The organism is Nonomuraea sp. NPDC026600, from assembly GCF_040638335.1.
Lineage (GTDB): Bacteria > Actinomycetota > Actinomycetes > Streptosporangiales > Streptosporangiaceae > Nonomuraea.
Map to the genome: position 1 here is coordinate 74,294 of NZ_JBEZYD010000044.1, position 20,266 is coordinate 94,559.

Below are 20,266 nucleotides of genomic sequence, written 5' to 3' on the forward strand. Positions count from 1 at the left end.
ATGGGCGCCAGGGCGCCGCTGTTGGGTCAGCCGCTTCCGGTAGCAACGCCGGGGCTGTGAAACCTGGTCGTCAGGGTCACGGAGACCAACGGCATCGTGTTGCCAGAATGGCTGAGAGTAGACGAACGTCCCGGTCATCCATGGCATGGCCTCGTACGCCCGAGGATGCGGTCGGGGCTCGGCGCGCCACTTGTCCGCCGCCCCGATCAGCTTGCCGATCGCCGACTCGGGAGGAGCTCGCGCTCCAACCACGCGGCGAGAGGATCGGCCCAGCAGACGGTGATGGGGTCCCACATCCCCCATGAGAGCTACCGGAATCGTCCACTCGCTGGTGATTCGCCGGAGCTGCCGCGCTCCTAACGTTTCCGCTGGGTCGCCGACCGCGCGACCACCATCAACGGAGGCCACCATGAGCACGACATCCACCCCGCACCACGCGCACCCAGGCGGCGGCCGGATGCGGCGGATCGCCCGGTTTCCCCTTACCTGGCTGTTAGCCGGACTGGTCGGCGTCGGCGCGGTGTCGGCCGTGGCCTCGAGCGGACCGCCGGTGCTCGCCGTGGTGGGCGCGGGCGCCGCGGTCGCCGTCTACTGGGCGGTCATGCGCTTCGTCGCGGGACGGCCCACGCCGGAGATCGCGAGAGGCCGGGCCGGGCGGGAGGCGTTGTCCGGCGCCGGGATCGGCCTGGGGTTCGTCCTCGTCTCCGTGCTCCTGATCGCGGTCTTCGGCGGTTATTCGTTCTCCTGGTCGTCCGGGAACGTCCTGTCGGTCGTGCTCGCGATGGTCGCGGTGTCGGTTGGCGCGGCGGTCACCGAGGAACTGATGTTCCGTGGTCTGGCGCTTCAGGCCCTGGAACAACTGTGGGGCAGCCGGGCGGCCGTGGCGATCACCGCGTTGGCGTTCGGTGGCATGCACCTGGCCAACCCGGGAGCCACGGTGTGGAGTTCGCTGGCGATCGCCCTCGAGGCGGGCGCCCTGCTCGGTGCCGCCTACCTCTGGCGGCGCAGTATCTGGTTCGTCGCGGGATTCCACTTCGCCTGGAACGCCACCGAGGGACTGCTGGGCATCCCGGTCTCCGGCCATGTGGCACCTGGGCTGCTGACCACGGAGGTCACGGGCCCGGCGCTGCTGACCGGCGGCGAGTTCGGGCTCGAGGCGTCGATCGTGCCCGTCGTCGTGAGCGTGCTGATCACCGTCCGGATGTTCACTCTCGCCCGCCGGCGCGGCGACCTGATGCCGGCGCGCCGTGGCGGCCGTTAAGCTTGCGCGGTGTTCGCGAACGCCACCCGTTCTGTCCGCTCGTGGCCAGGCTGGTGGCGAGCCCACCCGATGCCCGCGAAGGACGCCGTGCTCGCGGTGGTGCTCACGCTCCTGGCGTTCGAGCCGACACTGTCCACCATCTCAGCGCAGTTCGGCGACCTGCCCAGGCGCCCGTCGGACGCGCTGGCCGTGACGCTGACCTTGGCTCAGTCCGTACCGCTGGCGCTACGCAGCCGCTGGCCCGCGGCCGGTCTGGCGGTCATCGGCACCTCCTTCGCCTTTCATCAGGCTCTGTCCTATCCGCCGACGTTCGCCAGCATCGGGCTCTATCTGTCCTTGTACGCCGCCGGAGCCCATCAGGCCCGGTTCCGCCGCGGCCTCGTAGCGGTGTCGACCGCGGGCTATGTCGTGTTCGTGCTCGTGCTGCACAGCCTGGGGTCACCCGATCGGGCCCAGGACTTCCTCGTGTTCTATCTGGCGTTGGTGGTGAGCTGGTTGGCTGGTGCCGGGATGCGCCGGTGGCGGGCTGAAGAGGCCGAGCTCCGGCGGCTCAGCGCGGACGTGGCCACGGCCGCCGAGCGCGCGCGTATCGCCCGCGAACTCCATGACGTGGTCACCCATCACGTGACCGCCATGGTGGTCCAGGCCGACGCGGCACAGTTCCTGATCAGCGGCGCGCCGGAGCGCGCCGGGGACGGACTGGCCGCCATCAGCGACACCGGCCGGCGGGCGCTGACCGAACTCCGGCACCTGCTCGGAGTGCTGGAGGCGACCGGCGATTCGGCGGTCGCGCACCGCACGCCGACGCTGGGCAGGATCGGCGATCTGGTCGAACAGGCCCGGCTGTCCGGCCAGCCCGTCGTGCTGACCGAACACGGTGACCCGCGACCGCAGGCCGTCGATGTGGAACTGGCCGCCTACCGGGTGGTGCAGGAGGCACTCACCAACGCGATCAAACACGCGACAGGACGGTCCACGACGGTCACGGTCCACCACCACGACGATCATCTCGAAATCGAGGTGACCACCGACGGACCCGCCGACGCCGCATCCGCGGTGCCGTCGGGCGGACGAGGTCTGGACGGGCTGCGGGAACGGGTACGCCTGCTCGATGGCGTGCTGGCGGCCGCGGCCCGGCCCGGCGGCGGGTTCAGCCTCCGCGCCCTCATCCCGTTCGGGAGCAACCCATGACGGACCCGCCGATCCGGGTGCTCATCTGCGAGGACCAGGCACTGGTACGCGCCGGCTACATCACCATCTTCTCCGCCCAACCCGACATGGACGTCATCGGGGAGGCCGCGGACGGCCGCGCGGCAGTCGAGGCCGCCCGACGGCTGCGCCCGGACGTGGTCGTGATGGACATCCGGATGCCCATCCTGGACGGCATCGAGGCCACCCGGCAACTGGCCGGCCCCGACACCGTGACCCCGGCAAAAGTACTGGTCGTCACCACCTTCAACGTCGACGAGTACGTCTACGAAGCCCTCAAAGCCGGAGCCAGCGGCTTCCTGCTCAAAGACGCGCCACCCGCGGAACTGGTCAACGGCGTCCGGACCATCGCCCGCGGCGACTCCTTGCTGGCACCCGCCGTCACCCGCACACTCATCGGCCACTTCGCCGAACGGCTCCGCCCCGCCGACACCTCCCGCCCGGCCAGGGACGAGATCGTGCGAGCGCTGACCCGCCGCGAACTCGAGGTCCTCGAACAGCTCGCCGCCGGTCTGTCGAACGCGGAGATCGCCGCGACGTTGTTCATCACGCCCGAAACCGTGAAGACCTACGTGTCACGGATCCTGACGAAACTCGATCTGCGCGACCGCGTGCAGGCGGTCGTCCTCGCCTACCGGGTGGGACTGGTGTCCGGCGCGGACTGAACCATGACCGGCTTCGACGCCACCGCCATCAGGTGAGCGCTGGCCCCCACCATGGACGGCTCAGACTCGATCAGCCGGATGGCTCGCAACAGATCTTCCGGCTCTTGGAGCAATTCCTTCAGGTTGCCCAGCGACGACGCGAATCCCTCCACGGCCAGGAGGCGTTCGTGAAGGAAGCCGGCCTGCTCCACTTCCGGTGCCACTTCCTCAATCCGGTGGAAATACGCCCAGAAAACCTCATCAGGCCGGTCCGGGGTGTTGCTCGCCCCCGTACGTAGATTCAGATCGAACGTGTCCCAGATACCGTGATCAGTCAGCCGGCCCTGAGCGGTGGCGTCGATGATCCATGCGTAGCGGCTGATGACCTCGGCCAGCAGCCGGCCTCCAGGTCGCAGCACCCGGAATGCCTCCCGCAGCGCCAGCTGCCGGTCCGCGGCATCGGCAAGGTGATACAGCGGGCCCATCAGCAGTACCGCATCGAACTCGCGTCAGGCAGCGGAAGATCGCGAGCATCCCCGAGACGACATGAGAAGCCGGCGGCGGAGGCCTGGTCGATGTGCAGTGGCACCGGATCGACCAGCACCACCTCGTAGCCGAGCCCGGCGAGGTGTGACGCGTGCGTCCCGGGACCGCCTCCGATGTCGGCGACCTGCCCGCGCTCGGGAAGGAACCGAGCGAAGATGTCCCAGGTACGTCGGCGGGTGAGTTCGCCACGGGCGGTGGCCCAGAGGCGACCGGCCTCGTCGTTCAACGCGTAGTGCCGAAGCACCCGCTCGTCCCTTGCCACGGAGGCAGTCTCTCTTCGCGCGGGCTCGTCGTCGAGGGCGTAGAAGTGCGACATCGGACGGCGAGGACCTTCAGGTGCTCCTTCACCAGGAGGCCGTCCGCTTGGCCATCTCCTGGAGCATGAACACGCTCGACTCCCGCGCCCGGTCCTCCCAGGCGAAGACGCATGCGGTCATCGTGCCGTCGAAGCCGAGGCGCCCCAGGGCGGCGAAGAATTCGTCCCAGTCGACCTCACCCTGGCCGATGTTCAGGTGCTGGTGGACCCGGGCGGTCGACCCCGGCGGGTTGACGATGTAGCGCAGGCCGGATGACGCGCGATGGTCGAAGGAGTCGGCGATGTGCAGGTGGGTGAGCAGATCGCCGGCGTACTCCATGATCTCGGTCATGTTGCCGCCCTGGTGGAAGGTGTGCGGCGCGCAGTAGAGGAACGACACGAGCGGGGAGTTGATCCCCCGCACCATGTCGACGGCGGTCTTGCCGTCCTCGACGAAGTCGCCGGGATGCGGCTCCAGGCGCAGTTCCACTCCCTCGCGCTCGAAGACGGGAAGCAGTTCCTCCATCGACCTCCAGAACATGGCCTCGCTCCGAGACGCCTGCTCGGGACGGCCGTTGAACTCCGAGTTCATGACGTTGCAGCCGAGCTCGACCGTGATCTCGATGGCCCGCCTCCAGTAGCGCACGGCCGCCCGGCGCTCCTCCTCGTCGGGTCCGGACCAGCGGTACAGCGGTAGCACCGAGGCGAGCTTGATATCCGCCGTGGCGAGGGCGGATCTGAACGCCGCGATGGTGTGGCCGTCGGCCCTTGGGTGCAGGAAGAAGGGCATGAAGTCCTCGCGCGGCGACAGCTCGATGTACTCGTAGCCCAGCTCCGCGACCAACGCGGGCAGCTCCAGCAGCGGCGTGCGGCGCATCATGTACGGGTCAAGAGCGATCTTCATCATCGGTTTCCTCTCAGGTGTAGAAGCCGGGCCGCTCGACCAGACCGACCGGGACGGGCGCGCCCGACTCAAGTGAGGCGACAGCGCTTTCCGCGACCGCGGTGGCCGCGTATCCGTCCCACGCGCTCGGCCCCGCGACGGCACCGGTGAGCAGTCCGCTGATCCACTCCTGCAGTTCCGCCAAGTAGGTCGCGCCGAACCGGACCCGCCAGTCGGCCGGGATCGTCTCGATGCGCCGTCCGTCGCTGACCACCGCGTTGGCGCCCGGGTTCTCCAATGCCACGACGCCCGCGGACCCCACGACCTCACAGCGCACGTCGTAGCCGTACTGGCAGTTGACGAACACCTCGACGGTGACCACGCCGCCGCCGGCCAGCTCCAGGAGCACGATCTGCGGGTCGCGCAGGTGGGCCGCGGCCAGCGGGCTCGGCTTGGTGGCCACGACCGTGGTGCGCACGATCTCCTGGCCGAACAGCCAGCGGGTGGTGTCGATCTCATGGATGACCGAGTCGGTCATCGCCATCGAACTGGTGAAGGAATCGGGCACGACGGCGTTGCGGTGGACCATGTGGGCGAGGAGCGCCTCGCCGATGGTGCCGTCGTCGATCGTGTCCTTGACGACCTGGTAACCGGGGTCGTAGCGGCGCATGAAGCCGACCTGGATCAGCCGGCGGCCGGATGCGACCTCGGCTTCGATGATCTTGCGGCAATCCGCCGTCGTGGTGGCGAGCGGCTTCTCGCACAGCACGGGCTTGCCCGCCGCGACGCAGGCCAGGACCTGCTCGGCGTGGAGATCGCCGGGCGAGGCGATGACCACCGCGTCAACCGCGGGGTCCTCGATGACCTCCAGCGCGGTCGCGCGGGTCACGGCGCCCGCCCCTGCGGCGACCCGCTCCGCGCGGGCGGTGTCGACGTCGAAGACGGCGACGACCTTCGACCCGACGACCTGGGATGCCAGACGTGTCACGTGGTCGGTACCGATGTTGCCGGTCCCGATGACACCGACCTTGATTGCCACATTGGCTCCTTGCGTGTTCGATTTTGTGGAGAAATGCCGGTCAGGTACGCGGCCCGAGGCCGCAGCCGTTGAAGTACTTCCGGGTGCGGGTCGCGATGGGGAACGGAGTGTCCGGCGGGCACGGATAGAGGTCCTGCTCGACGATCGCGAACAGGTCGGCGTCCAGCCGGCCGAGCTCGGCCAGCAGCGGCTCCATGTCGGGAATGCCGGTGGGAGGCTCGATCATGGCTCCCCGGCGGACGGCCTCGGCGAAGCACAGGTCCTCTTCGCGGACCTGCCGGACGATCTCGGGGTCCACCTGCTTGAGGTGCACGTAGCCGATCCGCTCGGGGAACGCCCGGATGATCTCGATGTTGTCCCCGCCGCAGTAGGAGATGTGGCCGGTGTCGAGGCAGAGCGAGACGTATTCGGGGTCGGTGTCCTCCAGGAACCGCGACACGCGTTCCTGGGTGTCGACGTGGCTGTCGGCGTGGGGGTGGAAGACCAGCTCCACGCCGGTTTCCTCGCGGAGCACCCGAGCCAGCTCGGACATTCCCGAGGTGAGGTCCTTCCACTGGCCAGGTGTCAGGTCCACCGGCTGCGTGATCTTCCCGTCCAGGTCGGTGTAGCCCTCGGGCAGCGAGATCAGGTGCTTCGCGCCGAGCGCGGTGAGCAGCGCTGCCTCCGCACGGCACTCCTGGATGGCGTCCTCCAGCGCCTCCCGGCCGCGGTGGAGACCGGAGAAGACCGCGCCTCCCGACAGCCGCAGACCGCGTCGGCCGAGCTCGTCGCGGAGCCGCTCGGGATCTGTCGGCAGGTAGCCGTACGGGCCGAGTTCGATCCAGCGGTAGCCGGCCGCCGCTACTTGGTCGAGAAAGCGGTCCCAGGGAACCTGGTTCGGGTCATCGGGGAACCATACGCCCCAGGAATCGGGGGCCGTGCCCAGCCGGATCCGGGACAGGGGGCCGGTGTCGGCGGCGGTACTCAACATCATCTCCAGAGGTGGGAAGCGAATCGGTGATCAGGTGAGCGATTGGCGGTAGCGCTGCAGGCCGAGCTCCCCCTCGACCACCGCGGCGGTGAGCTCCTTGACAGAGGTCTGCTCGCGAGTGGTGTCGAGGATCTTGCGTCCGTGGTTCATCACGATGTGCCGGTCGCACACCTCGTAGGCATGGTGGAGGTTGTGCGTGACCAGTACCGAGCTGACGCCCTCGCCCTTGAGCCGGGTGAGGTAGGCCAGCAGGGCTTCGGTGGCACGGACGGCGAGTGCGCTGGTGGGCTCGTCGAGAATGAGCAGGCTGCGCTTGAAGTGCACGGCCCGGGCGATCGCCACCGCCTGCTGCTGCCCGCCGGAGAGCGAGCCGACCAGTTGGCGGGGACTCTTGATGCCCTCGATGGTCACGACGCTGTCGAGGATGTCCGCGGCGATGCGGTCCATCTTGCGCAGTCTCATCAGGCCAAGGGTGTTGGTGAGCTCGCGGCCCATGAAGATGTTGCGGGTGATGGTGAGCGACGGGACCAGCGCGGAGTCCTGGAAGATCGTCTCGACGCCGAGCTTCTCGGTCTCCTGACGGGTCGGTGTGGCCAGCTTCTTCCCCCGCCAGGCGTAGTCTCCCCCGTCCGCCTTGACGACACCAGACATGATCTTGACAAGCGTGGACTTGCCGGCGCCGTTGTCGCCCAGCAGCCCGACCACCTCTCCCTTGCGGATCTGGAAGCCGACGCCGTTGAGGCAGACGTTCGGCCCATATCGCTTGGTGATGCCGGACAGCTCGAGGAGAACCTCGCCGGTCGGCTCCGGGGCGGAGGTGGACATGTCCGCCCCGTTTTGGGCAGAGGGCGCCGACGTGCTCATTCCGCTTTCCCTTCGATGAGGCGGTTGAAGACGGCGGCGAAAACGATGATCGCGCCGATGAACAGGTTGAGGTAGAAGCCCGGGGCTCCGGAGAGCAGCAGGATGTCCTGCAGGATGAGGATGAGTGCCGCACCGAGCACCATGCCGAGGACGCTCCCCTTGCCGCCGCGCAGCGATACGCCGCCGACGACGGCCGCCGCGATGGCCTGCAGTTCCATGCCGCGGCCGGTGCCGGGCTGGACGGACTGCGTCCGTACCGCGACCAGGATCGAGGCGAGCGCCACGCACAGCCCGAGGATTCCGAAGGCGATCAACTTGATGCGCGTCGGGTTGATGGATATCGCACGAGCCGCGGACTCGTTGCCGCCGACGGCGAAGATGTGGTTGCCGAGCTTGTGCCGGTGCATGAGCACCCAGAAGAACACCGCGACCAGGACCAGCCATACGACCTGGCCTCGGAAGGGGCCCACCTGCCCGGCGAAGATGGTCTGCAGGGTCTCGCCGCGCTGCATGCGCGCGGCCGAGCTGCCGTTGTAGAACAGCGCGGCACCGTCCCAGAACAGCATCATGCCCAAGGTGACGATGAACGACGGGATCTTGAATCTGGTCACGATCACGCCGTTGAGCAGCGCGATGCCGATGCCCATCGCGAAGGTCACGACGAACGCGCCGAGCACGTTGCCATCGGCGTACCAATGGATGAACACGAGCGCGCAGAAGGTGAAGTTCATCCCTAGCGAGAGGTCGAACTCGCCTGCGATCATCAGCACGCCCGCGCCGATCGCCAGGATCGCCAGCACAGGGATCGACTGGCTCAGTACGTTGAAGTTGGCCCCTGAGAGGTAGGGAAAGCTGTCCGGGGCCATCAGATAGGCGACGACACAACCGATCTGCACCAGCACGAAGATGATGCCGATCTCGAGCGCGCCGCGGCCGCGTATCAGCCGCAGCCATCCGCCGAACTGCTCACTGCGGCCTTTCGGGACGGAGTCCGCCATGGTGCGCTTCACCGGGGCCGTCAGCTCCGCCCCGGCGGGCGCCGCCGCCAGATGATCGTGTTCCTCCATGGTCTCGCCCAGGGTCGGCGACGGCGCTCCGTCGCTGGTCGGTCTGCTCATGCTTGGCTCTCCCATATCCGTCGCGAATGTGACCGGTGGGGCGGACCCGGCAGCGGGTACGGGCCCGCCCCTCAGGTGCCGGGCCGATCAGCGGATCTTGCCTGCCAGTTGCTCGACGACCGCGACGTTGGACTTGTCCACTAGGCCGCTGCCTCCGGAGTTGATGGTCGCGGGGCTGAGGCCGAAGTCGAGATGCAGCGCCAGCTGCGCCACGGTCTGGAAACCCTGGACATAGGGCTGCTGGTCCGCGGCGGCGAGGATGGCCCCGCTCTTGATTCCGTCGATGACCGGCTTGGACAGGTCGAAGCCGGCCACCGGAACCTTGACCCCGACGTCCGACATCGCCGCCTCGACGTTGCGATGCGGGGTGCCGCCCAGCGGCACGATCGCCGCGGTGTTCTTGTGGCCGAGCAGGTACTGGCTCATCTTGTCCAGGGCCCCTGCGTCATCGATGCCGGTCGCGACCATCTCGGTCTTCGCGCCGATGGCGTCCAGGGCCTTCTGAACCCCGGCGTTGCGCTGGATGGCGTAAACCTGTTCGGGGAACTCGACCGGGGTGAAGACCTTGGCTCCGCGTGGCAGCTTCGCTTCGGCGATCAGGCGCTGGCCCAGAAGGTAGCCGGCCTCCTCGAAGTTCTGGCCGACGAAGCCCGAGGTGCACGCGGCGACCTCGCCCTCCTGCGTGATGTTGTACGCGAGCACCGAGATGCCGGCCTTCGAGGCGGCGCAGACGTTCTCGGTGTAGCGCTTCGGGTCGTCGATCACCACCGCGATGGCGGCGGGTTTGTCGGCGACGGCACTGCCGATGAGGTCGTTGTACTTCGACGGGTCGCCCTGGCTGGTCTGCAGGTTCAGTTCGATGTTGAACATCTGGGCCGCGTCCTTGGCGCCCTGCGAGATGGTGCCCCAGAAGGAGTCACCGGGATCCTGGGAAAGCAGGAACGTGATCTTGCGGTTCTTGGCCCGGCTGCCGAGCCCGGATTGAAGTCCTGCCGCCGAGGCGGCCTTCGCGGACTCTGTGGACTGCGTGTTCTGTGCGGCGCCCGAACCATTCGAGCAGCTCGCCAGGGTGAGCGCGATGATCGAGGCGATCACTAGAGCGCGCCAGTTAGGGACATGCCGACGTGTCGAGGACCTGCGAATGGAGTGCGGCACTTGGTTCTACCTCTCCCGGGGAGCGACCACGGTTCTTGTGGATCAGGGGGTGGCGGGCTGGAACGGGCCCTTGGTGCGTTCGGCCGGCGTCGAAACCAGCCTCGTTCCGAGGATGTAACCTGCGAAGGAAGTGTCCTGTCAATAGGATGTCTTGACATTTTGCTAGCGAGTTTTGTCCTGACATAAGGACATGCTTAGAACATGACCAATCAGGGTCACCATGCTCTTGATGCCCTGGTCGATTGCGGTAGGACCGCCAGTCAATCGAACTATCCAGCCGCCACGACGGTCCGTGCGCCGCGCGAGCGAGGGTCCGGCGATCTGCGTGGCGTCCCCGTGGCCGAGCCGACGAAGGGCCTCGCGGGCATCGCGGCAAGTGCGACCACACCGCCGTTCGCGGTCGCTTCGGGATGATCCTCCTTGCCGGTCAAGCAGCCCGAAGAGGGTATGGGCGACTCGCGAGGCTCCATGTCTGCATCCGATTTCACATTGAGAGCGCTCTACTAGCGCGCTCTAGTGGCTGTTACTATGAACTCGGTCACACCGAATGTCAACAGCCTGCAACAAGACATGCACATCGGAAAAAGGGTTGATGTTGGAGCAAACGGGGTCACCCGCTACAAGGGTCTCGGCGCGCACCAAGCGACCTACCATGGCGGATGTCGCGGCACGGGTGGGCGTATCACGGGCGCTGGTCTCACTCGTGTTCCGCAACGAGCCGGGGGCGAGCAAGGAGACGCGTGACCGGGTCCTCCGCGCCGCCGACGAACTCGGCTACCGCCCGGACAACGCGGCACGGCTCCTCGCCCGCAATCGCAGCATGGTCCTTGGCGTGATGATCAACGTGCGCAACGCCTTCCATGCCGACCTTGTCGAGGCGATCTACGCGGAGGCGGAGGGGCTCGGCTACGAAGTCCTGCTCAGCGCGCTCGGGCCAGCTCGGAACGAGCGGAAGGTCGTGGAGGCATTGCTGGGCCATCGCTGCGAGGCATTGATCCTGCTCGGCCCGAATGCCGAGGCCGAGTATCTCGCCGAGGTGGGAGAGCACACCCCCACGGTTGTCGTGGGTCGACGCGTGTCGGGTGCCGGCGTCGACAGCGTCCACACCGCCGAGAACAAGGGCATCCGTCAGGCCGTGGATCATCTGGTGGGCCTCGGCCATCGCGCCATCGTCCACATCGACGGTGGCGACGGCCCGGGGTCCGCCGAACGCCGCCGCGCGTACCTCACCGCCATGCGCGGACACGGGCTGGAGAAAGAGATCCGGGTGCTTCCCGGGGATCACACAGAGGAGTCCGGGGTGAAGGCCGGAGAGACCCTACGCCACGACCACCGGTTGCCGACCGCCGTGCTGGCCGGCAACGACCGGTGCGCCATGGGCCTCATGCACGCGCTCAGCCGCGCGGGTGTCAACATCCCGAAAGACATCTCGGTGGTCGGTTACGACGACAGCCACATAGCTCATCTGTCTCACATCGACCTCACCACCGTGCGTCAGGACGCCGAGCAGATGGCCCAGCTCGCCGTACGCTCCGCGGTGGAACGCCTGGACGACAACCGGCTCCCCTCCCGTGAGCTCATCCTCGACGCCCGGCTCGTCGTCCGAGGCACCACCGCTCCACCGCACGCTTGACCGTGAACCGTGGCAATGCCCAAGCACCTTTCCCGGCCGGGGCGGCGGTGGGTGCGGAAGACCGAGCGTCGGGTCCCCCGTTGGCGGCCGGATCCGGTGCGAATGGCCTATCCGATTGGTTACTTACGGAGCGTAGAAGGTGGCGGTGTTGGCGGCGGCGGCCTTCGCCTGGTCGGCAGGGGCGCCAGCCGCCTCGTGGGCCTCGCCCCACAGTCGGCTGCAGGTCGTGCTGTAGGCGCGAGCCTCGTCGCTTCCCTCCCAGGCGCTCGGATCGCCGAGGGACTCGCCCGACATGTGGATGGCCAGGCCGAGCAGGGCGAGGTCCCAGCCGACGCCCACCGCGCCCGGCCCGTACTGTCCCCACATGTCGGGCGGCGCGGCAGCGGTGTGCTGGAGCTCGAACAGCGTGCGCTCGTCGCCGTCGGCCGACAGCCGGACCTCGACCTCGGAGCGGCCGGGGGCGTCGCCGAAGATCCAGGTGACCTTGAAGAAGCGCGGCGGCTCGCAGGCCAGCACCTCCCCGCCGGCGTTGCCTTCGAGCTGGTAGCGGCCGCCGACCCGGAGATCCCCCTTGACGGGCAGGAACCAGCGGGGGATCCGCTCCGCGGACGTGCAGGCGTCCCACACGTCGTCGATGCCGGCGTCGTAATGGCGTCGCAGCACGATGGTCTTGAGCTCGTCACCGTCCTCCAGCTGGCGGTGGACGTATTCGAGCTGCTTGATGATGTCGATCATGTGTGCTCGTTTCTCGATGATGGGCCGGGGGCGCGGCGTTCGCGTTTGCCGCGCGCCAGCTCGGTGGCCAGCGCGTCCAGCCGCTGATCCCAGAACCCGCGAAAGCGTTCCAGCCAGAGGTCGACCTCCCGCAGCGGCGCGGCCTCGACCGCGTAGAGCCGCCGGGTGCCCTGCGCCCGTACGCTGGCGAACCCGTTGTCCCGCAGCACCCGCAGATGCTGCGAGACGGCCGGTTGAGAGATGCCGTATTCGCGCTGGATGACCGCAGTGACCTCACCGGAGCTCAGCTCGCCTTCGGCCAGCAGCTCCAGGATCCGGCGCCGGACCGGGTCTCCGAGGACATCGAACGCATGCACGTGACGGAGTATTTCAAGCCAGGCTTATATAAGTCAACTCTGGTAAAAGAGCGCCGAGCGGATGAGCCGGAGGGGGTGGCCCATCCGCTCGGCGGGTCTGTGTGTCACCGTGCCGCGTAGGCGCGGATGACTTCCTGGGAGACGGTGTTGCCGTCGACGTCGGAGGCGTTGAGCCGCAGCGAGACGAAGCCCGAGGGGCGCGGCTCCAGCGTGGCCTCGTAGGTCGTGCCGCCCTTCGCGCGCAGGCGGGCCGACCGCCAGGTGGCGCCGTCGTCGTAGGACACCTCCAGGGACACGTCCTTCACCGCCCTCGGTGCCGCCCCTTCCTGGCGGTAGAGGGACACGCCGAGCTTGGCCGAGCGGGCCCGGTTCTTCAGGTCGACGGGCGCGTCGATCCCGGCCAGGAGCAGCGGGACCACCGTGGTCGCGGCGGCCGCCCGCTCCGAGCCGAACGTCCACACCGACCGGATACGCGTCGACAGCTTCGCCCAGGTGGCCTCGTTGCGCACGTCGTACTCGATCCGGTACGCGGACTTCTCCGCCGGCAGGGTCACCGTGCCCGAAGGCAGGTAGTTGGTCTGCTGGAGCAGTTTGTCGCCCTGGTAGAGCCGGAAATCAGTCTTCATGCCGTGCTCGAACGGGCTGGTGTAGGCGTCGCCGTAGTTGCGGTCGGCGTCGATGAAGCCCTCCATGGAGATGCGCAGCTTGTCGCCCTCCCTGCGCAGCGGATTGCGCGGGTTGACGCCCGGCAGCAGCGGCTGCTTGAACCAGGTCCGCTCCACCCGCTCGCCCGCCTCGTAGCTGCGGAACTCCGGCGACGACAAGGCCATGCGCGGGGTGTCCACGTGCGGCCACATCGTGTTGTAGAACCGCTCAGGACTGCCCGCCGAGGCGCTCCAGCGCAGGTCGGGGTCGGGGGTGAAGTACTGAACCTGGGTACGCGGCGTCTTGGCCAGTGGCCGGTTCGTGGAGATCGAGGAGGTGTCCCACGGCTCGAAGACGAACCGCGCCTCGTTCACCGTCACGTCGTCCGCGAGCTGGCTGTGATAGCCCGACTCGACGCGGGCCAGCGACTTGTCGCGCACCACGTACCGCAGCGAGTCCGGCACCCGGCCCTTCTCGCGCAGGTACAGGTCGTAGACGTAGGGGCTGGCCACGATCCCCTTGGCCAGGACGGGCACGGGCAGCCGCCGCAGCCGTTCGACCAGCTTCAGGCCCTCCTCCTGCGTCAGCCGCACGGTCGGGACCGTGAGCTTGACGCCGGTCCCGCCCGAGGTGATGTCCGCCCCCGGGCGGTCGCTGTAGATCGCCACCATCCTGGCTCCCGCGGCGGCGGCCGCGTTGGACTGGGTGGAGACCGGCACGCCGTCGGTACGGCGGATGACCGCCAGCTTGCCGCGCAGGTCGCGGGCCTTGATCTCCTCGGCCGTGCCGCGCCCGGCGTCGACCGCCAGGAACAGCTCGGTGCCGTCCAGCTTCGGATACTCCGTGGCGTAGTCGCTGAAGGAGACCGGGTCGTAGTACTGAGGGTTCAGGGCGAGGCCCGGAGCCGTCAGGGTGATCGCGGGCGCCTCCAGCCGCCAGCGGGTGGCGACGGTGAAGGTGCCCTTGGTGACCTTCCTGGTCGGCTGGATGAACAGCCGCTCCTCGATCTGCCCGCCGGGCGAGATGTTGGTGCCGCCGCGCAGGGCCGTGCCCTTCTCGCCGACGCGGTACCAGGCGAGCTGCGCCGCGGCGCCCATGTTCCGCTTGGTCTTGTGGTCGGGGGTCTCGATGGCGACCTCGACCGCCTTGCGGGCGTCGAGCACGACCTCGGTGTCCTCGGTGATCTTCATCTCGGGGTCGCCGACGAGGCTCTCGTTCAGCGGCTTGCCCGACGCCGTGCTGTCCTGCGTGGCGGGCATGGTGAAGATGTGGCCGAGCACGGAGTAGGTGCCGGGCTTGACCAGCAGGCAGGTGCCGGTGCCGGACTTCTGCTCGGTGCACGGCTGGGCCGGGTCGCCGGGCAGGATCCGTCCGACCAGCGTCCCTTCGTCCAGGTTCAGCACGGTGAACCCGCCGCGCGCGTTGCGCCCGTCCCTGGCGACCCCGCGTACCCTCAGCTCGACGCGCCGCTGCTCCACGCTCGCGGTCAGCAGGGTCCGTACGGTGGCGCCGCCGGGAACGCTCGCCGACAGTTCCTCCCGCAGCAGGCCGGGCGTCGCGGCCTTGAGGGTCACCTTCACCTCGGCCTGCCCGGCGCCGGGCACGGTCACCTCGCCGGGCTCGGCGGTGAACGGGCCGGCGCCCTTCAGGTCCAGCTCGACGGGGTCCTTGCCGAGGTTGCGGTACTTCACCGTGACGCTCTTGCCGGCGCCTTCCACGAGGTCGCCGAAGTTCACCGAACCGGCCGAGGCGACGACCGCGCCCTTCAGCGCCGCAGCCACGTCGATCCGGCCCGTGCCCCGCGCGTCCGCGGGCGTGCCCGGCGTGGGCTTGGCGGTCCCCATCAGCAAGGACTTCAGCTCGGGTCCCGTGAGGTCGGGGCGGGCCTGCCGCAGCAGCGCCGCGGCGCCCGCGACGTGCGGGGTGGCCATCGAGGTGCCCGACATCGTGACGTACCCACCGCCCGACCTGGCGGCGGTGATCTCCACGCCCGGCGCGGTGACATCGGGTTTGACCGAGTCGTCCGCGGCGATCGGGCCCCTGCTGGAGAAGACGGCCAGCTTGTCGTCGCGGTCCACCGCGCCGACGGTCAGCGCGTCGGCGGAGTCGCCGGGGGCTCCGACGCAGCCGTCACAGCCGTCGTTGCCCGCCGCCACCACGAACAGCGTGCCGTACTGCTGGGACAGCCGCGACACGGCCGAGGTGAGCGGCCCGCCCGCGACGCGGCTGCCCAGGCTCATGTTGACGATCTGGGCGTGCTTCTCTCCCGCCGCCCACTCCATGCCGTCGATGATCCACGAGAGCTGGCCGTTGCCGTCGCCGCCCAGAACCCTGCCGTTGAGCAGGCCGGCGCCAGGCGCCACGCCCTTGCGGCGGCCGTCCGACGCGGCGCCGGAGCCCGCGATGGTGCTCGCCACGTGGGTGCCGTGGCCGTGGGGGTCGCCGGTCACGTTCTCGCCGGTGAAGTCGCGCTGGTCGGCGACCTTCCCGGCCAGGTCGGCGTGGGTGGCGTCGATGCCGGTGTCGAGCACGGCCACGGTCGTGCCCGTACCGTCGAAGCCCGCCGCCCACGCCTCGGGCGCGCCGATCTGCGGCACGCTGTTCTCCAGCACTGGCCGCACCTTGCGGTCGAGCCAGATCTTCGCCACCCCCGCCAGCGGGCTCGCCGTCCGGGCTGCGGATCCGGCGGCGAGCCCGGCCAGCGCGGCGCCGAAACGGGCCGCGTCCTGGGTGGCGAGTGACACCCCCGCGCCGCCGATGCTCTCCAGCGTGCGGAGCTGCTTGACGGCCGGGATGGCGGCCTTGGTGAGGTTGCCGTCGTAGGTCAGGATGAGCGGGATCGCGGTGTCGTACCCGTCCTCGGCCAGCTCCGACACGTTGAACAGCTCGGTGTCGAGACGCTGCGGGACCAGGGCGGCGACGTCGTCGGGGATGACGGTCAGCTCACCGTCCGCCTCCAGCACCTGGAAGTTCGGCACGGAGCCGTCCGCGCGCGGGGCCGGGGTGATCGTCACCGCTTGGTGGCCGCCGTCGACGGCGCGTACCTCCACCTGGTCGCCGGTGATGAGCGTGATCTCACCGCCGGCCGCCCCCCGCACGAACCCGGAGGCCGCCGGCTCGGTGCCGGCCCGCGCGCCGGGCACCGACAGCGCGGAGACGGCCAGCACCGCCGCGGCGGTGGCCACCGCCTTTCGCCCACGCAGCATTGACGACCTCCAGCGAATCGGTAAGAGAAGCTACCGAATTCCTAGTGGTCGTGATCTGGCGTTGTCTACGTGGAAAGGGTGGCTAGATCCAGACGTGTCGTGAACTCGCCATGGCCGAGGGCTTGCTCATGAGCGCTGAGGTACTCTCGGGACTTTGACCCCCCAGAAGGAGACGTCTGATCTTGTCCGATTCCCTGAAGGCCGACTGCGAGAGCTGCTTCGGACTGTGCTGCGTGGCGCTGCCCTTCGCCGCCTCGGCCGACTTCGCGATCGACAAGGACGCCGGACAGCCGTGTCCCAACCTGGAGCCGGACTTCCGCTGCGGCATCCACCGCGACCTGCGGAAGCGCGGTTTCCCGGGCTGCACGGTCTACGACTGCTTCGGCGCGGGTCAGAAGGTCTCCCAGGTCACCTTCGACGGGCGGGACTGGCGGCGGGCTCCGGAGACGGCCACCCAGATGTTCGCGGTGTTCCCGGTCGTGCGGCAGCTCCACGAGCTGCTGTGGTACCTGACCGAGGCGCTGACCCTGGACCCGGCCCGCGAGCTCCACGACGAGCTCCGCGCCGCCCTCGACGAGACCGCACGTCTCAGCCGCGGCGACGCCGACGACCTCCTGGTCATGGACGTGCCCGCGCACCGGCAGGCCGTCAACAAGCTGCTGCTGCGTACGAGCGAGCTCGTCCGGGCCGGGACCCCGCGCCGCAAGAACCGCAGGGGCGCCGACCTCATCGGGGCCAAGCTCAAGGGCGCCGACCTGCGGGCCGCCGACCTCAGAGGGGCCTACCTCATCGGCGCCGACCTGCGGGGAGCCGACCTGCGGCTGGCCGACCTGATCGGCGCCGACCTGCGGGGCACCGAACTCGGCGGCGCCGATCTCACCGGCAGCATCTTCCTCACCCAGCCGCAGCTCAACGCGGCCAAGGGCGACGGCGCCACGAAGCTGTCGCCCACCCTCACCCGCCCGGCCCACTGGTCGGCCCCCGACCGGCCACGGCGGGCGACCCGCTAGCGTCCCAGCCCCCCGAGTCCTTCTACGGCGTAGAATCACTTCTACAGTGTAGAAAATGGAGGCAATGGTGCAGACAGTAAAGGTTCCCGGGGCGCGGCTGCACACCGAGATCGCCGGCGAAGGCCCGCCCCTGGTGCTGGTCTCCGGCGGTGGCGGAGACGCCGGGATGTACGCGGACGCGGTGCCCCTGCTGGCCGAGCGGTTCACGGTGATCACGTTCGACCGGCGGGGCAACTCACGCAGCCCACTGGTGGAACCGGACGCGTCCCTCGCGGTGTCGCGGCAGGCGGACGACGTGGTCGCCATCCTGGATCACCACGGCATCGACCGCGCCTTCGTCTTCGGCAACAGCGCCGGGGCGATCATCACGGTGGAGCTCCTGACCCACCACACCGACCGGCTGCGCGGCGCGGTCGTCCACGAACCGCCACTGGTCGGAGTCCTGCCCGATGGCCGGGACAGTCCCGAGCAGCACGCCTTCGACGAATTGGTCGGCATCGCCGAGCGGGAGGGGCCCATGCAGGGGTTCGCCGCGTTCTCGGCCATGACCCTGCCCACGGCGCCGCGGCTGTTCACCAACCCCACCGGGCGGGCCGTGACCGCCGGCGCTCTGCGGGTGGTGATGGGCGGCGCCGCGCTGACCCGCCGGGTGACCGGCCGGCAGCCGGGCGGGATGTTCCGGCTCATGGGCAACGTCGACATCCTGCTCAACCGCGAGCTATCCGTATTCCTGTCCTACCAGCCCGACCTGAAGGCACTGGAGACGGTCGCGATCCCGTGGTGCCTGGCCACCGGCCACGACAGCGTGGGCCGTCCTTACTACCGGCCCGCGCACGTCCTGAGCGAGCGCTTCGGGGTGCCGTGCGAGGAGTTCCCCGGCGGTCACACCCCGTACCAGACCCACCCACGGGAGTTCGCCGACCTGCTCACCGCGATCCTGGACGGCTTCGACCACCCGAAAACCTGACGCCATGCGGGGGCAGACCACGCCGGTCATGCGTCCACCATCTCGTCCTTGTGGCGGAACAGGCTCCGGTATTCCTGAGGGGAAGTGCCAAGGTGCCGATGGAACGCCGCCCGCAAGGAAGCGGGAGCGCCGAGCCCGGTGAGGCGGCCGATCTGCTCGACGGGCACGGTGGTCGCCTCCAGCAGTTCGCGTGCTCGGTCAATACGTGCGTCGGTCAGCCAGGTCATGGGCGGGGTGCTGGTCTCCTTGCGGAAGCGGCGGATCAGTGTCCGCCGCGACATATGGGCGCGTTCTGCGAGGTCGTCGACGGTCAGGGGCTTGGCAAGGTTGTCAAGCATCCATTCCCGCAGAGGAGCAAGTTCATCTCCGCTCGCTTCGGGGCGGAATTGTTCGACGAACTGTGCTTGGCCTCCCCGTCGCCGTGGCGGCGCGACGAGCTTGCGTGCGAGTGTGTTCGCTACTGCGGCGCCCCGGTCGGTGCGGATCAGGTGCAGGCACAAGTCAATTCCCGCGGTCACGCCGGCGGACGTGAGGATATCGCCGTCGTCGACGTAGAGCTGATTGGGCAGGACATCGACGTGTGGGTAGCGCTGACGCAACTGCTCGGCGTGCCGCCAGTGTGTGGTCGCGGGGCGCCCGTCGAGCAGCCCAGCCGCGGCAAGGGTGAAGGCCGCGGTGCAGATGGAGACGAGTCGGGCGCCTCGGGCATGAGCCGCCTGTAGCGCCGCCAGAAGCTCCGCTGACGGGGCCGCGTCAATGTCGTCGTAGCCCGGAATGATCACAGTGTCGGCGTCGTCCAGCGCTTCGAGGCCGGCCGCGACCGTGATCGCGAAGCCGCACCCTGGCACCAGCCCGGTCTCGGTGTCAGCGCACACGGTCAGCTCATAGTGGGAGTCCATTGCGAAGATCTGCGTCGCGGTGCCGAACTCGAGCGGGAGCACACCGGGCAGTACGAGCACTGCAACGTGGTGTCTGTTTGTCATAGTGGCACGATTATAGCGCTGGTTGGCATCCGTGCCACTTTTGGCAAGAGGGCCGGTCTCGTACCGTGGCGCTATGACCAACACCCTCGCCCTCTCGGGAGGGCTGCAGAACGAGGTACTCGCTCTTCCAACTGGACCGATGGTTGAGGCGAGCCTCGCCGCGGCACGGGCTGCGGTGCATCCCTCTGTGCTGAACCACTGCATTCGCGGTTTCTACTGGGCCCGTCTGTTCGCCGCCCACAAAGGCGTCCTGAACGACGCGGACTACGACGAGGAACTCCTCTTCGCCGCCCATGTGATGCACGACTTGGGAACAGGCCCCGACGCACCGGGCCGGCTGCGGTTCGAGATGGAAGGCGCCGATCTTGCCGCCACAGTGCTGACCGATCTCGGCGTCCCCGCCCGGGACGTCGACCGGGTCTGGGAGGCGATCGCTCTTCACACCACTCCGCAGATCCCCGAACGAATGGGACTGCTGACCTACCTCACCTACGAAGGAGTCTGGATAGATTTCGGCAAACATTTCGACCTCGTGGCCAGAGAGCAGAGGCAGATCCATGCCGCCTATCCACGGCTTGAGATGGTCCGCCATCTGACCGACGAAGTCCTCGCCCACGGAGCCCACTCCGAAACAGCCGCGCCCCCCTACGCGATCGCCTATCACCTCGCGCGCGAGCGGGAAGCAGATGGAGTCACCATCATGGAGCGTGGCGTGGTCAATGGCCCGTGGGGGGAATAGGAGGCCAG

General features: G+C 68.7%; 17 protein-coding genes and 1 pseudogene. 7 read left to right on the forward strand and 11 right to left on the reverse strand.

All coding sequences use genetic code 11. From position 1 onward, the window contains the following. The first annotated feature begins 409 nt into the window (after positions 1-409). Genes AB0F17_RS55900 through AB0F17_RS55910 form a run of 3 tightly spaced genes read left to right on the forward strand, consistent with a single transcriptional unit; the run spans position 410 to position 3,135 of the window. Positions 410-1,261, forward strand: a complete 852-nt coding sequence (locus AB0F17_RS55900) for a CPBP family intramembrane glutamic endopeptidase (protein ID WP_358042167.1) — start codon at positions 410-412, stop codon at positions 1,259-1,261. Positions 1,262-1,270: 9 nt separating this feature from the next. After that, positions 1,271-2,452: a histidine kinase gene (locus AB0F17_RS55905; RefSeq protein ID WP_358042170.1), complete on the forward strand. Its 1,182-nt coding sequence runs from the start codon at positions 1,271-1,273 to the stop codon at positions 2,450-2,452. Then, on the forward strand, positions 2,449-3,135 hold the full coding sequence (locus tag AB0F17_RS55910; RefSeq protein ID WP_358042173.1) for a response regulator transcription factor: 687 nt from the start codon (positions 2,449-2,451) through the stop codon (positions 3,133-3,135). Before AB0F17_RS55905 ends, AB0F17_RS55910 begins: the two co-directional genes overlap by 4 nt. On the opposite strand, the pseudogene AB0F17_RS55915 reads toward AB0F17_RS55910, so the two are convergent. The 7 genes and pseudogenes from AB0F17_RS55915 to AB0F17_RS55945 form a co-directional block, all read right to left on the reverse strand. Next, positions 3,102-3,976, reverse strand: a pseudogene (locus AB0F17_RS55915) (class I SAM-dependent methyltransferase). The gene AB0F17_RS55910 and the pseudogene AB0F17_RS55915 overlap by 34 nt on opposite strands. A gap of 28 nt (positions 3,977-4,004) precedes the next feature. Then, on the reverse strand, positions 4,005-4,859 hold the full coding sequence (locus AB0F17_RS55920; RefSeq protein WP_358042176.1) for a sugar phosphate isomerase/epimerase: 855 nt from the start codon (positions 4,857-4,859) through the stop codon (positions 4,005-4,007). Positions 4,860-4,872: 13 nt separating this feature from the next. Further along, entirely contained in the window at positions 4,873-5,877 is a 1,005-nt protein-coding gene (locus tag AB0F17_RS55925) for a Gfo/Idh/MocA family oxidoreductase (protein ID WP_358042179.1), read from the reverse strand. Between the two features lie 40 nt (positions 5,878-5,917). Next, positions 5,918-6,850 carry a TIM barrel protein gene (locus AB0F17_RS55930; RefSeq protein WP_358042182.1) on the reverse strand — a complete coding sequence of 311 codons (933 nt, stop codon included), beginning with the start codon at positions 6,848-6,850 and terminating at the stop codon, positions 5,918-5,920. A gap of 27 nt (positions 6,851-6,877) precedes the next feature. Beyond that, the gene (locus tag AB0F17_RS55935) at positions 6,878-7,672 is read right to left on the reverse strand and encodes an ATP-binding cassette domain-containing protein (protein WP_358042185.1); all 795 of its coding nucleotides are present in this window, start codon (positions 7,670-7,672) and stop codon (positions 6,878-6,880) included. Positions 7,673-7,707: 35 nt separating this feature from the next. Then, complete coding sequence (locus AB0F17_RS55940; RefSeq protein ID WP_358042188.1) at positions 7,708-8,829, reverse strand: ABC transporter permease; 1,122 nt, start codon at positions 8,827-8,829, stop codon at positions 7,708-7,710. A gap of 87 nt (positions 8,830-8,916) precedes the next feature. After that, entirely contained in the window at positions 8,917-9,924 is a 1,008-nt protein-coding gene (locus tag AB0F17_RS55945; RefSeq protein ID WP_358042191.1) for a substrate-binding domain-containing protein, read from the reverse strand. Positions 9,925-10,636: 712 nt separating this feature from the next. On the opposite strand from AB0F17_RS55945, the gene AB0F17_RS55950 reads away from it, so the two are divergent. After that, the gene (locus AB0F17_RS55950; protein ID WP_358042194.1) at positions 10,637-11,617 is read left to right on the forward strand and encodes a LacI family DNA-binding transcriptional regulator; all 981 of its coding nucleotides are present in this window, start codon (positions 10,637-10,639) and stop codon (positions 11,615-11,617) included. Positions 11,618-11,740: 123 nt separating this feature from the next. On the opposite strand, the gene AB0F17_RS55955 is transcribed toward AB0F17_RS55950, so the two are convergent. The 3 genes from AB0F17_RS55955 to AB0F17_RS55965 form a co-directional block, all read right to left on the reverse strand. Further along, positions 11,741-12,352, reverse strand: a complete 612-nt coding sequence (locus tag AB0F17_RS55955) for an SRPBCC family protein (protein ID WP_358042197.1) — start codon at positions 12,350-12,352, stop codon at positions 11,741-11,743. Next, the gene (locus tag AB0F17_RS55960; RefSeq protein ID WP_358042200.1) at positions 12,349-12,708 is read right to left on the reverse strand and encodes a metalloregulator ArsR/SmtB family transcription factor; all 360 of its coding nucleotides are present in this window, start codon (positions 12,706-12,708) and stop codon (positions 12,349-12,351) included. The genes AB0F17_RS55955 and AB0F17_RS55960 overlap by 4 nt, the downstream gene beginning before the upstream one ends. Positions 12,709-12,812: 104 nt before the next feature. Then, complete coding sequence (locus AB0F17_RS55965; protein WP_358042203.1) at positions 12,813-16,559, reverse strand: S8 family serine peptidase; 3,747 nt, start codon at positions 16,557-16,559, stop codon at positions 12,813-12,815. A gap of 182 nt (positions 16,560-16,741) precedes the next feature. On the opposite strand from AB0F17_RS55965, the gene AB0F17_RS55970 reads away from it, so the two are divergent. Then, complete coding sequence (locus AB0F17_RS55970) at positions 16,742-17,569, forward strand: pentapeptide repeat-containing protein (RefSeq protein ID WP_358042206.1); 828 nt, start codon at positions 16,742-16,744, stop codon at positions 17,567-17,569. 64 nt (positions 17,570-17,633) lie between these two features. After that, positions 17,634-18,536, forward strand: coding sequence for an alpha/beta hydrolase (locus AB0F17_RS55975; protein ID WP_358042209.1), 903 nt, complete (start codon positions 17,634-17,636; stop codon positions 18,534-18,536). A 26-nt stretch (positions 18,537-18,562) separates the two neighbouring features. Here the strand turns inward: AB0F17_RS55975 and AB0F17_RS55980 are convergent, their stop codons facing one another. Continuing rightward, positions 18,563-19,519, reverse strand: a complete 957-nt coding sequence (locus AB0F17_RS55980; RefSeq protein WP_358042212.1) for a helix-turn-helix domain-containing protein — start codon at positions 19,517-19,519, stop codon at positions 18,563-18,565. A 73-nt stretch (positions 19,520-19,592) separates the two neighbouring features. Here AB0F17_RS55980 and AB0F17_RS55985 point away from each other — a divergent pair, with 73 nt between their 5' ends. Then, complete coding sequence (locus AB0F17_RS55985; protein WP_358042215.1) at positions 19,593-20,258, forward strand: HD domain-containing protein; 666 nt, start codon at positions 19,593-19,595, stop codon at positions 20,256-20,258. Positions 20,259-20,266: the final 8 nt, after the last annotated feature.